The sequence below is a fragment of the Paenibacillus sp. NPDC056722 genome (genome assembly GCF_042790635.1).
In the GTDB taxonomy this organism is placed as follows: Bacteria; Bacillota; Bacilli; order Paenibacillales; family Paenibacillaceae; genus Paenibacillus_AQ; species Paenibacillus_AQ agri.
Genome location: NZ_JBHTYV010000011.1, coordinates 1 through 13,379 on the forward strand (window position 1 = coordinate 1; position 13,379 = coordinate 13,379).

Annotated in this window: 10 protein-coding genes and 1 pseudogene; 5 read left to right on the plus strand and 6 right to left on the minus strand. The window is 47.2% G+C overall.

Going from position 1 to position 13,379, the window contains the following annotated elements; translation table 11 throughout:
* Nucleotides 1–34 precede the first annotated feature (34 nt).
* The gene (locus ACFRAM_RS21905) at nucleotides 35–2,164 is read left to right on the plus strand and encodes an alpha-galactosidase (protein WP_379468056.1); all 2,130 of its coding nucleotides are present in this window, start codon (nucleotides 35–37) and stop codon (nucleotides 2,162–2,164) included.
* A 201-nt stretch (nucleotides 2,165–2,365) separates the two neighbouring features.
* Here ACFRAM_RS21905 and gndA read toward each other — a convergent pair whose 3' ends face one another.
* Genes gndA through zwf form a run of 4 tightly spaced genes read right to left on the minus strand, consistent with a single transcriptional unit; the run spans nucleotide 2,366 to nucleotide 7,415 of the window.
* Nucleotides 2,366–3,784, minus strand: coding sequence for an NADP-dependent phosphogluconate dehydrogenase (gndA, locus tag ACFRAM_RS21910; protein ID WP_379468058.1), 1,419 nt, complete (start codon nucleotides 3,782–3,784; stop codon nucleotides 2,366–2,368).
* Nucleotides 3,785–3,803: 19 nt separating this feature from the next.
* Nucleotides 3,804–5,162 (minus strand): glucose-6-phosphate isomerase, encoded by a 1,359-nt coding sequence (locus ACFRAM_RS21915; RefSeq protein ID WP_379468060.1) that lies wholly within the window; start codon nucleotides 5,160–5,162, stop codon nucleotides 3,804–3,806.
* Nucleotides 5,163–5,180: 18 nt separating this feature from the next.
* Nucleotides 5,181–5,846, minus strand: coding sequence for a fructose-6-phosphate aldolase (gene fsa, locus ACFRAM_RS21920; RefSeq protein WP_066364787.1), 666 nt, complete (start codon nucleotides 5,844–5,846; stop codon nucleotides 5,181–5,183).
* A 48-nt stretch (nucleotides 5,847–5,894) separates the two neighbouring features.
* Nucleotides 5,895–7,415, minus strand: a complete 1,521-nt coding sequence (zwf, locus tag ACFRAM_RS21925) for a glucose-6-phosphate dehydrogenase (RefSeq protein WP_379468062.1) — start codon at nucleotides 7,413–7,415, stop codon at nucleotides 5,895–5,897.
* 179 nt (nucleotides 7,416–7,594) lie between these two features.
* Here zwf and ACFRAM_RS21930 point away from each other — a divergent pair, with 179 nt between their 5' ends.
* Nucleotides 7,595–8,473: a LysR family transcriptional regulator gene (locus ACFRAM_RS21930; protein ID WP_379468309.1), complete on the plus strand. Its 879-nt coding sequence runs from the start codon at nucleotides 7,595–7,597 to the stop codon at nucleotides 8,471–8,473.
* 184 nt (nucleotides 8,474–8,657) lie between these two features.
* On the opposite strand, the gene ACFRAM_RS21935 is transcribed toward ACFRAM_RS21930, so the two are convergent.
* Nucleotides 8,658–9,356, minus strand: a complete 699-nt coding sequence (locus ACFRAM_RS21935; RefSeq protein ID WP_379468064.1) for an SDR family oxidoreductase — start codon at nucleotides 9,354–9,356, stop codon at nucleotides 8,658–8,660.
* 226 nt (nucleotides 9,357–9,582) lie between these two features.
* On the opposite strand from ACFRAM_RS21935, the gene ACFRAM_RS21940 reads away from it, so the two are divergent.
* On the plus strand, nucleotides 9,583–10,149 hold the full coding sequence (locus tag ACFRAM_RS21940) for a TetR/AcrR family transcriptional regulator (protein ID WP_379468066.1): 567 nt from the start codon (nucleotides 9,583–9,585) through the stop codon (nucleotides 10,147–10,149).
* A 34-nt stretch (nucleotides 10,150–10,183) separates the two neighbouring features.
* A complete protein-coding gene (locus ACFRAM_RS21945) occupies nucleotides 10,184–11,689 on the plus strand; it encodes an IMP dehydrogenase (RefSeq protein ID WP_379468068.1) in 1,506 nt (501 codons plus the stop codon).
* Nucleotides 11,690–11,799: 110 nt separating this feature from the next.
* On the opposite strand, the gene ACFRAM_RS21950 is transcribed toward ACFRAM_RS21945, so the two are convergent.
* Entirely contained in the window at nucleotides 11,800–12,651 is an 852-nt protein-coding gene (locus ACFRAM_RS21950) for an alpha/beta fold hydrolase (RefSeq protein ID WP_379468070.1), read from the minus strand.
* A gap of 301 nt (nucleotides 12,652–12,952) precedes the next feature.
* On the opposite strand from ACFRAM_RS21950, the pseudogene ACFRAM_RS21955 reads away from it, so the two are divergent.
* Nucleotides 12,953–13,318, plus strand: a pseudogene (locus ACFRAM_RS21955) (DUF4062 domain-containing protein); the annotation flags it as partial.
* Nucleotides 13,319–13,379 lie beyond the last annotated feature (61 nt).

The following is a 13,379-nucleotide window of genomic DNA, read 5'->3' on the forward strand; positions in this document are numbered from 1 at the left end:
AGTAAATATTCACTGAAGAGAAGAGGCGATTATATTGGCATTGTTATTTGACAAAGAAACATCACGTTGGCTCCTTCAAGGAACCAACTTATCGTACGGTCTGGGCGTTCATGAGAACGGCACTTTGCAGCATCTTTACTATGGCCCTAAGCTGCCTTACCTTTCTGACCTCCCGGCTTCTGATAAATCAATCGTTCGCCATTCTTCCTTCGAGCCATCCGAAGGGATTCTTCAGCAGGAATTCCCGGCTTGGGGCGGGATGTACTATTATGAGCCTTGTTTGAAAGCGACTTTCCCGGATCAGGTACGGGACACTAAGCTGGTCTACAAAGATCATGAGATTATCCTTGGCGATGAACACGAAGAACTAATCATCGTACTGAAAGATACCGTCTATCCGCTGCTTGTGCATCTGCACTACCGTCTCTATCCAAAGCATGATATTCTCGAGCGTTATGCTGTAATTGAAAATACCGGTGAAGAAGCCATTACACTGGACCAATCTCTCTCCGCTACATGGCATGCGCCAAGAGGCGACCGTTATCGTCTGACCCATCTGGCTGGCAAATGGATCGAAGAGACCCAAATCTATCAGGACGAGATCACTCCTGGGAAGAAAACGCTGGAGAGCAGACGCGGGAATACAAGCTGTCAGGCGAACCCATGGTTTGCCATTGACCGTGGAACAGCGACCGAAGACCATGGTGATGTATGGTTCGGGGCGCTTGCATGGAGCGGCAACTGGAAAATCACAGTAGAATATAGCCCATTCAAGCTGCTGCAAGTTAGCGGCGGCGTGCATGACTTCGATTTCTCCTGGCATTTGGCTGGCGGCACGAAGTTCCAAACTCCTGCTTTTGTCGGCGGTTATACTCGCGAAGGCTTCGGCCAAGCAAGCCGCAACTTCCATCGCTATCAGCGTGAGCATGTACTGCCTAAGCCACTTTCAAAAGAATTGCGCCCTGTACTGTACAATTCATGGGAAGCAACTTACTTCGATGTTAACGAAGAAGGACAAACGAAGCTGGCGGAAAAAGCGGCTGCGATGGGCGTGGAGCTGTTTGTTATTGACGATGGCTGGTTCGGCGAGCGCAATCATGACCGTGCAGGACTCGGCGACTGGACAGTCAACCCGGAGAAATTCCCGAACGGCCTGAAGCCGCTTATCGATAAGGTCGAGGCACTGGGGATGAAATTCGGCATCTGGGTGGAGCCAGAGATGGTCAATCCGGACAGCAACCTGTACAGAACTCATCCGGATTGGGTGTATCATTTCCCTAATCGTCCACGTACCGAGAGCAGAAATCAGCTGGTACTCAATGTAGCGAACCCAGAAGTGCAGGCTTTTATTTTCGAGATGATGGACAATTTGCTGAGCGAGAACAATATCGCTTTTGTAAAATGGGATATGAACCGTTCGCTCAGCGAAGTCGGCTGGCTCGACGCGCCGCAAGAGCAGCACAAGGAAGTATGGGTGCGTCACGTACAAGGGCTGTATGACATTTTCGCTCGTCTGCGCGCCAATCATCCAAATGTTGCCTTCGAAGCTTGCTCCGGCGGTGGTGCACGGATCGATCTGGGCATTATGCAGTTGACCGATGAGGTCTGGACCAGCGACAACACCGATCCTTATGAGCGTCTCTTCATCCAAGAAGGTTACTCCCTTGCTTACAACGCGCAGTCTATGATGTGCTGGGTAGCCGACGCCGGAAAATGGATGAAGAACCGGCCAGCTTCTGTCGCGTACCGGTTCCATTCCTCGATGATGGGATCGCTTGGCATTGGCGGCAACCTGCTGAACTGGTCTGAGGAAGAGCTGGAAGAGTCCCGCAAATGGGTTGAGGTATATAAAGGTATTCGACACATCGTGCAAAAGGGTGACCAGTATCGTCTGCTTTCGCCAAGAGAAGGTAGCACGACTGCTGTGCAGTATGTAACAACGGACCAGCGTGAATCTGTGCTCTTCGCACTGATGCATCCGCAAAAATTCCAAAATCACTCCCCTCGCATTTATCTGCGCGGTCTGAAGAGTGAGGCGCTATATCAGGTTGACGGCTTTGAACAGCCTCTAAGCGGCAGCGCGCTGATGAACCGCGGGCTTGATCTGGACCTGTGGGGCGATATGTCCAGTAAGATGGTCAAGATTACGGAAATCTCCGCCTAAACATAAACCCACAAGAAGATAATCTATTAAGATCATTCTTCTTGTGGGTTATTTTTATCACTATTGATTTTGTCAGGGTCCCACAGGAAACTTATCCATGAAAAATCCCCTCTGGCGACAGTGGTTAGCACAACTTACCGTGTGCTCGTTCTTCACTGTCACCCTGAGGGGATTTTACTATTTACAACCGTCAACTATATCTTATTCGTTGTTGTCCATCCATTGGAAGTGGAAGCTTCCTTCTTTATCTACACGTTCAAAGGTATGGGCACCGAAGTAATCACGTTGCGCCTGCAGCAGGTTTGCCGGAAGTCTTTCCGTACGGTAGCTATCATAGTATGCCAACGCTGAAGTAAAGGCTGGAACCGGAATTCCGCGGGTAACAGCAACACTGATAACCTCTCTCCAAGCCTGTTGATAGTTTTGCACGATCTCAGCGAAGTATTCGTCGAGCAGCAGGTTTTTGAGTGCCGGATCACGATCATACGCATCCTTGATATTTTGCAGGAATCTTGCGCGGATGATACAGCCCCCGCGGAAAATCATCGCAATGCTGCCATAGTTGAGGTTCCAGTTGTATTCCTCGGAAGCGGCACGCATTTGGGCAAAGCCTTGCGCATACGAGGCGATTTTGCTGGCATACAATGCCTTACGAACAGCTTCAATGAATTGATCTTTATCACCAGTGAAGCCTGCTGCCGAAGGGCCGCTTAGCTTCTGGCTTGCTGCGACGCGCTCTTCCTTCATGGCAGAGATAAAGCGTGCAAATACGGATTCCGTAATGATGGACAAGGGTACGCCAAGATCCAAGGAGCTTTGGCTGGTCCATTTGCCGGTACCTTTTTGACCTGCGGAGTCCAGAATGACATCCACCATCGGTTTGCCGGTCTCAGGGTCCTTCTTAGCGAAAATATCTGCCGTAATCTCGATGAGATAGCTGTCCAGCTCGCCTTTATTCCATTCTGAGAAAATGGTGTGCAATTCTTCTGCACTCAAGTTCAGCACATCTTTTAACAAATGATACGCTTCGCCAATAAGCTGCATATCGCCGTATTCGATCCCGTTGTGTACCATCTTCACATAGTGGCCTGCACCATCTTCACCAATGTAAGTGGAACACGGATCACCGTTTACTTTAGCAGAGATTGCAGTCAGAATCGGTTCCACCAATTCATACGCACTCTTTTGTCCGCCTGGCATAATTGCAGGACCTTTCAACGCGCCTTCTTCCCCGCCGGATACGCCAGCGCCGATGAAGCGGAAGCCTTGGGCTTGCAGCTCTTTATTTCTTCTCTGAGTGTCAGGGAAATAAGCATTCCCGCCGTCGATCAGAATATCCCCTTGATCCAGGTAAGGAAGCAGTTGATTAATTGTGCTGTCTGTAGCTTCGCCTGCTTTGACCATGATCAGAATTTTGCGAGGTGTCTCCAGAGCCTGTACGAACTCTTCAACACTATACGTACCGACAAAATCTTTGCCTGGCGCTTCTGCAAGCAGCTCTTTTGTTTTGTCTGCCGAGCGGTTAAACAATGCCACAGAGAATCCTTTGCTTTCGATATTAAGTGCCAAGTTTTTCCCCATTACTGCCAAACCGATTACACCAATCTGTTGTTTTTTCATGTTCACTTCTCCCCTTATGTTACTTCTGCTCTGATGCAGAACCTGCTGATAATCGTTTGTTCAGCGCCTCTTTTTGTTCTTCAAACCCCGGTTTGCCAAGCAGGGCAAACATATTTACTTTGTACGCCTCCACACCTGGCTGATCGAACGGGTTCACGCCAAGCAGCAGACCGCTGATGCCACAGGCCTTTTCGAAGAAATACACCATTTCTCCGTAAGTGTACTCATTCAATTCATCCAGCTCGACGATAAGATTCGGTACGCCGCCGTCGACATGTGCAAGGCGTGTGCCTACTGCTGCTTTTTTGTTCACGTCATCCATGGTCATTCCAGACAGGAAATTCAAGCCGTCCAAATTATCGGCATCCTCCGGAATCGCCAGCTCGATCCGTGCCTTGTTCACCGTTACAACAGTCTCAATGAGATCACGGCGTCCTTCTTGCACATATTGACCCATAGAGTGCAGATCCGTCGTAAAATCAACGGAAGCCGGATACAATCCCTTCTGGTCTTTCCCTTCACTCTCCCCAAAGAGTTGCTTCCACCATTCAGACACATAATGCAGGGAAGGCTCAAAGTTCACTAGCAGCTCAATGGTTTTTCCTTTGCGATAGAGTGCATTGCGAACAGCCGCATATTGATAGCTCTCATTGGTTGCCAGATCAGGATTGTTATATTTCTGAGCGGCTGCTGCTGCGCCCGCCATCATCTGATCAATATCCAGTCCTGCTGCAGCAATTGGCAACAGCCCTACAGCCGTAAGCACAGAGTACCGTCCGCCTACGTCATCCGGAATGACAAACGTTTCATAACCCTCTTCATCCGCCAAGGTCTTGAGCGCACCCTTCGAGGCGTCAGTCGTTGCAAAGATACGTTGTCTAGCTTCCTCTTTACCGTATTTCTTCTCCATATAATCCCGCAGGATACGGAAAGCGATGGCAGGCTCAGTAGTTGTACCTGATTTCGAAATCACATTCAGAGAGATATCTTTGTCCTTGATCAGCTCAAGCAGATGCGACAGATACGTGGAGCTGATATTTTGTCCGGCAAAATAGACCTGTGTAGTTCCGCTCATCTGATTGTGGAACGTATGCGACAGCGATTCAATCGCGGATCTGGCTCCAAGGTAGGAGCCACCGATTCCAATTACAATCAGCGCATCAGAATGGCTGCGAATACGCTTAGCTGCTTCTTTGATGCGGGCAAATTCTGCTGTGTCATATTCCAAAGGCAGGTTCACCCAGCCCAAGAAATCTGAACCCGGCCCCTTCTTCTCATGCAACATCCGGTGAGCCGTGCCGACGAACTCACTAAAGTAATCGACTTCATGCTGGTTCATAAAAGATAGTGCGTTAGAATAATCAAATTTAATACTCATTTTGTGACTCACTCCTTCTTATTGAACAGATTTCTTCCAGTCTGCAGCAAACTTCTCCAGCCCTTGATCGGTCAACGGGTGTTTGGAAAGCTGTTCAATAACTGCAAATGGAATCGTCGCAATATGTGCGCCGGCCATCGCTACACGTGTAACGTGGTCAGGGTGACGTACAGAAGCTGCAATAATTTGAGCATCCAACTGATGAATGCGGAACAATTCGGCAATCTTCACAATCAATTGCACACCATCTTCAGAAATATCGTCCAAGCGGCCCAGGAACGGCGATACATACGTCGCACCAGCACGAGCAGCGAGCAGCGCTTGGTTCACGGTGAAGATCAGCGTAACGTTGGTTTTCACACCTTTTTTGGTGAGGTAGCGGCAAGCTTCCAGTCCTTCAAGGGTCATTGGCAGCTTAATGGTAATGTTCTTATCATTGTTATTGATCTTGATCAGTTCATTCGCTTGCGCAATCATCTCTTCAGCAGTGACCGCATCAGGGGTAACTTCTGCGGATACTGATTCGACCTCAGGCACAGTACGCAGGATCTCTGCGATACGATCTTCGAATTTTACGCCTTCTTTGGCAACCAAAGAGGGGTTAGTCGTTACGCCAGAAAGAACACCGATTTTGTAGGCCTTTTTAATATCTTCCACATTTGCTGTATCGATAAAAAATTTCATTTGAATAACCTCCGTTTTGGGTTGTAGTGTGTTAAATCGAATGCACCTTTATACCAGTGTCTTCTCTTTCAATGTCGTACTCTCTTGCTTCGCGCTATCATCAAACCACCAATGGAATCCATCCTTGGCCAATAAGGCATCCGATTCAGCCGGACCACAGCTTCCTGCGGCATACAGTTGAAGAGGAACCATGTTCTCTTCGTAGGCATCAAGAATCGGCTGTACCCACTCCCAGGACAATTCAACTTCATCCCAATGGGCGAAAAATGTAGGATCTCCCTGCAAGGCATCGTGAATCAGATTCTCATAGGCTTCGCGGCCGTCACCGCGGCCTTCCGGCAATTCTACTTGAATTGGGCTAAACTCCCCTGCAGGTTCAAAAGTTGGCCCTTTAAATTGCAGAGTAATCCCTTCACCAGGACTCATCTCAAGCACCAGCAGGTTTGGAGCTTTGCTCTTCTCAGCCGTTGCAGTCAATTGCGTAGCTTCCTCTTTGAACTCCACTACGATTCTCGTAGATTTGTCCATCATTCGTTTACCGGTGCGGATATAGAAAGGTACACCCTCCCAGTCGCTATCATTTATCTGCAATCTCGCAGCGATGAACGTATCATTCATAGACTCCGGCGAAATGCCTGGCTCTGACGTGTAACCGGCAACCGGCTTGCCTTGAATGCTGCCTTCCTTATATTGCCCCCGGATGATACCAGCAGCAGCACTGTGCTTGTGCAGCGGCTCCAGGGATTTCATTACCCGTTTCTTATGAAGATGTACCTCATTTACCTCATCGGCGCTCACCTTATCCGGAAGATGGATGGCAACCATCATGAGCAGCTGGAGCATGTGGTTCTGGAACATATCTCTGACCGCGCCGACATGATCGTAATAACCCGCTCTCTCTTCAACGCCTACCGTCTCGCTTGCCGTAATCTGTACATTGGCCACTTTCCGATTGCTCCATAGCGCCTTAATCTCCGGATTTGCTTGATGTAGCGCTTCTAGCTTCTGCACGACCGGCTTGCCCAGATAATGATCGATTCTGAAAATTTCAGATTCAGCAAAAGCAACACTTAATTTCTCATTCAATACTCTAGCGGACTTCAAATCGTGACCAAAAGGCTTCTCAATCACGAGACGCTTCCAGCCCTCATCCGAGCCAAGCCCGTTGTCCTGAATTTGAGCAGCAATGGTTTCGAAATATTCAGGTCCGACCGACAGATAAAAGAGACGATTCGGCTCAAGTCCAAGTTCCGCTTCACGATGCTCGATTAACTTCAGCAGCTTCTGATAGTCTTCTTTTTTACCGATATCCAGTGTGCAGTAACGGAAGGCTTCCAGAAAAGCTTGCAAGGCTTCCTCATCTTGAGGGGCTCTTCTAGAAAAATCCCTGAGCGACTGCTCTACATTCTTCTTAAAGGTCTCATCCGACCACTCTCTTCTTCCCAGACCAATCACCGACAATGGTAACGCCAGCTTTCGATCGATAAATAAATTAAAAAGGGCCGGGTATATTTTTCTCTTGGCTAAATCGCCTGTTGCTCCAAATAAAACAAGGGTATGTGAATCCATGTCATCTCTCCTTCCAATAGCGCCACTGCATATCTGGGATATGTCAGTGGAACCGCAACTGCACTTTGAATCATTCTGACAACTTTTAAGCAGTGGTTTCTCTTCTATAGTTCCACTATAATACTTTTAGGAGCTATACATGTAATCAATAAATTTCACAGGAGCTATAAATGGCATCTATGACTAATAATTATGAGTTATATAAAGTTTTTTATTGGGCCGCAAAGACGGGAAGTTTGACACAAGCAGCCAAAGCATTATATCTTACCCAACCCAGCGTCAGTCATGCGATTAAGCAGCTGGAGCAGAATTTCGGGATTACTCTTTTTTACCGTAACTCCAAGGGTGTCGCTCTAACTCAGGAAGGCACGATTCTGTATTCCTATATTGAGCAGTCCCAGGTGCTGATCACCATGGCCGAAGAAAAGATGGCTGCGCTGAAAAATCTGGATAATGGCGAACTGCGAATCGGCGGAAGCGATTCCTTATTCAAGCATTATTTGCTCCCTTATCTGGAAGACTTCCATAAGAACTATCCGGGGATCAAGCTGCACCTGAACCATGGAACAACGCCGGAGGTTATGACACTTTTAAAAGACGGCACGATCGACCTTGGCGTCGTCCGCCTCCCTATTGTTGATTCCCAGCTTGAAGCCAGGGAGACCATCCAACTGCAAGATTGCTTTGTCGCCGGAGCACAATATGCCATTTTAAAGGATACCGTTCTGTCCGTAGAAGTACTGCTGCAATATCCGGTGATTCTCTTCTCACGTAATAGCCGGGCACGAATGGCAATTACGGAGTTATTCCAGAGCTACGGCTATACGCTAAAGCCCGAGATTGAGGTCGGAAGTGTGGATCTGCTCATTGAGTTTGCACGCAGGGGACTTGGCATTTCCTATGTGACCAGAGAATTTGTAGCGAAGGAACTGGAGGAAGGCTCTCTGTTCGAAATCCAATTGGATATTACGCTCCCGCCAACTCATGTCGGAATCATGACCATGCGTAACATGCCGTTAACCCATGCAGCCAGCAAATTCATCAAACAGGTCAAATAACCGTCTGCACATAAAAAACTGCGCCTTAAAGCTAGTTATTCACTCTAACTTTAGGGCGCAGCTTAAGATTATTACTACTGAAACGAAACTGACAATTTGGGACTTATCGTTCTAGAAAAGGGCGCAGGTTGTTACGGAATCACAGCGTGAAAACAGCCCTGAGTCGTCTTTATGGAAATAATCCTTATTTAAATTGCGGATACAGCCCCGAGAGTTCACCCGAGAGTCCGGCCTTCACCTGTTTGCTGATATCGTCAGCAACGATCTCATAGAGTCCCGCTTCAACCCCGTCAATAGCAATCTTCGCAATATCTTTCGGATCGGCCTTGGGTGCATTAATGCCAGCAGTCATATCTGTATCCATAAAGCCGACATGCAGGCCAGCTACTCTAATGTTCTTGTCCGCCAAGCTCAGACGAAGCGCATTAGTCATTCCCCACTCGGCTGATTTCGCCGAAGAATACGCACCATCAGCTCCAATGCTAAACCAGGATAATACCGATAGAATATTCAGAATCGTACCGCCGCCATTCCCTTCAATAACTGGTGCAAAGGCGCGAATCATGGAGAGATTGCCGAAGAAATGCGTATTAAATTCCAGATTAATATCTTCGAGTGGCCCTGTCAGCAGATCTGTCTTAGTGGAAATTCCTGCGTTATTGATCAGCAGTGTCACATCTCCTGCCGCTTTTGCTGCAGCAGCCACCGACTCTGGGTTGGTAATATCAAGCTGAACCGGGATAACCCCAGGGTAATCAATTGTTTCCGGATTACGGGCACCTGCATATACCTTGGCTCCTCTGTCCAGCAGTTCCAATGCCAGCTTCTTGCCGAGTCCCCGGTTAGCACCACTGATCAGTGCGACTTGTTGTGAGATATTCATTGTAGCTTGCTCCTTTAGCATTTATTTATTTTTAATCATTGCCTGTTATTCTGAATCCATTCAATTGATGTATTATCCCTCCTTTTAAATATTGTGATCATAATATATTTTACCCATCATATTTGTCAATCCCTATATCTGAGAATATCCTGATCTCAAATTTCATTTGACATCTTTAATTATGATCAGTATAATTCTTTAAAATTTCAACGAAGGACTGACCGCCATGCCTTACCCTGAAGGACATAAAGAAAGGGTTCGCAAAGAGATTATAGAAAGTGCAGGGATTGCCTTTCGTGTAAACGGAATACAGGCTACCAGCCTTCCTATTATTATGAAAGGGGCGGGACTGACACATGGCGGATTCTATGCGCACTTCAGCAGTAAAGAGCAGTTGCTCTCAGAAGCTTGCCATCATGTTGTAAGTGAAACACTGGAGCTTCTGGGACAGATTGCCGACAAGGAAACTCACGGATACAAAATCGATGCGGTTATCGACTATTATTTAAGTACATTTCACCGGGATGATGCGAAGACAGGCTGCCTCTTCCCCATTCTCACCAGTGAAATAACGAGGTCTTCGCAAGAGATTCGCTTGATCTATAACCGTGAGCTGAACCGCTTTATTGACTTTATTGCTAATGTGTCTGGAAAAAACACATCAGCAAGCAGTGCGCTTCTTAGTACAATGGTCGGCACTCTTATGTTGGCCCGCTCGGTTGTTAATCTTAGCGAGAGTGACAAAGTTCTTGAGGCCGGTAGACAGCATGCCAAAGCCATGGTAATGAATTAAATTTACTTTTAAAACCAGAGAGGGGATTTAACAAGTGGCCTATTATTATTCAGAACCATCGCGTACATTCAGTGAGTATTTGCTTGTCCCGAACTTGACTACAAAAGACTGTACACCTGACAAAGTGGATCTAACTACGCCAATCGCCAAGTTCAAGCGTGGAGAGAAGTCGCCTCTGGAGATTAAGATTCCTTTCTCTTCTGCTGTTATGCAAGCAGTGTCCGATGACCGGCTAGCGGTTGCGCTGGCCCAAAATGGCGGGATCTCCTTCTTGTTCGGTTCCCAGTCTATCAGTAGCCAAGCGGAAATGGTGAAGAAAGTGAAGGCATTCAAAGCAGGCTTCGTCATCAGCCGCTCTAACCTCAAGCCTCAGCACACGCTTAAAGATGTACTCGAGCTTAAGGAGCTGCATGGTCACTCCACCATTGCTGTAACGGAAGATGGATCGGCAACCGGTAAATTACTAGGAATCGTTACAGCAAGAGATTACCGGATTTCGCGTGATCCGCTCGACAAGCCAGTAAGTGAATTCATGACACCATTTGAAGCATTGATCTGCGGCAAAGTCGGTATGTCCTTGAAAGAAGCCAATGACCTGATCTGGGAACACAAGCTCAATTCATTACCGCTCATCGATGACAATCAGAATCTGGTCTACCTGGTCTTCCGCAAGGACTATGACAGAAACAAGGAGTTTCCGAACGAGCTGCTGGACAGCGAAAAAAGCTATATTGTCGGCGCAGGCATTAACTCCCGCGACTATAAAGAACGGGTTCCCGCTTTGGTTGAAGCTGGCGTAGATGCGCTTGTTATAGATTCTTCAGACGGCTATACAGAGTGGCAGGCAGAGACCGTTCAATATGTAAAAGAGAACTTTGATGTCGTCATCGGTGCCGGCAACGTGGTGGATCGCGAAGGATTCCGTTACCTGGTTGGAGCCGGTGCTGATTTCATCAAGGTAGGTATTGGCGGCGGCTCCATCTGCATTACGCGCGAGCAGAAAGGTATTGGACGGGGACAAGCCTCTGCTGTACAGGAAGTTGCCCAAGCCAGAGACGAATATTACGCGGAAACTGGTATTTATGTTCCGATCTGCTCAGACGGCGGGATTGTGCATGATTACCATATTACACTTGCCCTTGCCATGGGTGCAGACTTTGTGATGCTGGGCAGATACTTTGCCCGCTTTGATGAAAGCCCTACGAAGAAAGTGAAGATTGGCGGCAACTTCGTTAAAGAGTACTGGGGAGAAGGATCGAATCGGGCACGTAACTGGGAAAGATACGATACCGGTGGCAAAACTACACTATTATTCGAAGAAGGTGTAGATTCTTATGTTCCTTATGCAGGTACCCTACGCGAAAACTTGGACAAATCACTGGGAATCATCAAATCGACCTTCTGTAATTGCGGCGCCTTATCTGTCCACGATCTGCAAGAGAAAGCACGCATTACCCTCGTATCTGCAACGAGTCTCGTAGAAGGCGGAGCGCATGATGTCATCCTGAAAGAGAACACTTCTACCTTTCATGTGGATTGATTGAGAATTGTAAAAAAGCATAATCGTTTGCTAAAAAAAGCAGAGGCTTCTATCGCTTTCACCGATAGGAGCCTCTGCTCTTTTTTTAGTTTATTTGCTTCGCTTATATCTTACTTCGAGTTACCTGACAAGAACGGCAATATCCGGAGTGTCTGCCGGATCAGAACATGACCGTATTCTGGAAGCAGCTGAATATTAGCATGAGGCAGCAGGCTGGATAGCCGGGCTGCGGTCTTTTGCGAATGAAGCATAACATCCTTTTCCCCGGCAATTAAGAGAACAGGCATGTTCAAACGACTAAGCTCCTGATCTGTGAAGATCGGTATCGTCTCTGAGCGAAAACGAAAATGGCGGGCGATAATCTTCGTATTTTGCATGGACTGTTCCGGAAGCTCCACAATACCATTTACGAGACGAGAGACTTTGTCCCTCCCCTTCTCACCCATGAGTAAGAATGGCATGGCCTTGAAAAGGAACGACACCCGCTGAGGGCCAATGCCTGAAGGCGACATCAACACCAGCTTATCCACCTTCTCCGGATGCTTCACGGCATAATTCACTGCCATCCAAGCCCCTAGAGAAATCCCGATCAGTGTTGCTTGTTCAAGATGTAATGCGCGAAGCACATCATTCATCCATTCGGCATATGCATCGTTCTTCAGCGGATGACGTATATCCTCGCTCTTCCCGGGATCACCTGGGATGTCTACAGCGTAGACTCTATAGCTTTGGGAATAGTGTGATATATCCCCCACCCACATGGTGGCATTGGAACCTGACCCATGCAACAGGATCAGTGGCGGCGACGTTATCGATCCGCTTGCGATGACATAAGTTTTTCCATAACGTGTATTCAACAATAATTCCTCATAAGGAACCGTGATCTTGTTCAGCAATTGATGATAGATCTCCAAAACAGCAGCTTTCCCTGCTTCACTTTTATATAAAGACTGTTGATCCATGATATTTCCACCCCGATTAGAGTTAGTACAGGTAGAGAACAAGCCGATTGATTTTATAATCCTATGTTGTTATCATTACCCTATGTTAATAGTAACATATGATATTTGTAATGTAAATGAAGCTAGAAAGACATTGCCCATAACTACAACTGCTCACTTAGAAGATTCAGATAGATATCTTTACCTTCCATAAGTCATTCCATTGACGAATAAAGTCATCCAATGCTACGATTTATACTAAATTTTATGAAATATAGGTGGACTATGACCAAAAAACTGCAAGTCTTCATTTCATCTACTTTCCCACTGGGAATATGAGTATGCCGGAGAACTCGGTAAGCCAAGATTTGCTTTTGTCCTTACGGATGATGCCTTAAGACAGAAGCCATACGATTTTGTCATGATGGAGAACTATCCGAAATTTCAGGCCTTTAAGGAATCCGTGGTTGAGCAAGTTCCTGTCTTTCATGTTGAATTCGGACAGCACATTCATATAGTGATTCAGGACAAGCTGCCAGAGTATGCAAGAAGAGAGGACTTGCCTGGCTGGGTATCGGGTGCAGCCATCCCGGATGTACAGAGACTATTGGACGAGAAGGCAGAATTATTGAGAGAGAATGCGAGATTACATGCTGAACTAGAGAAACACAAAAGGGAGGATCGATGAGCTATCACCTCCCATAAGGCTCTCCTTCCCCTTTTCACACATTGACAAAACGGTACCTTTT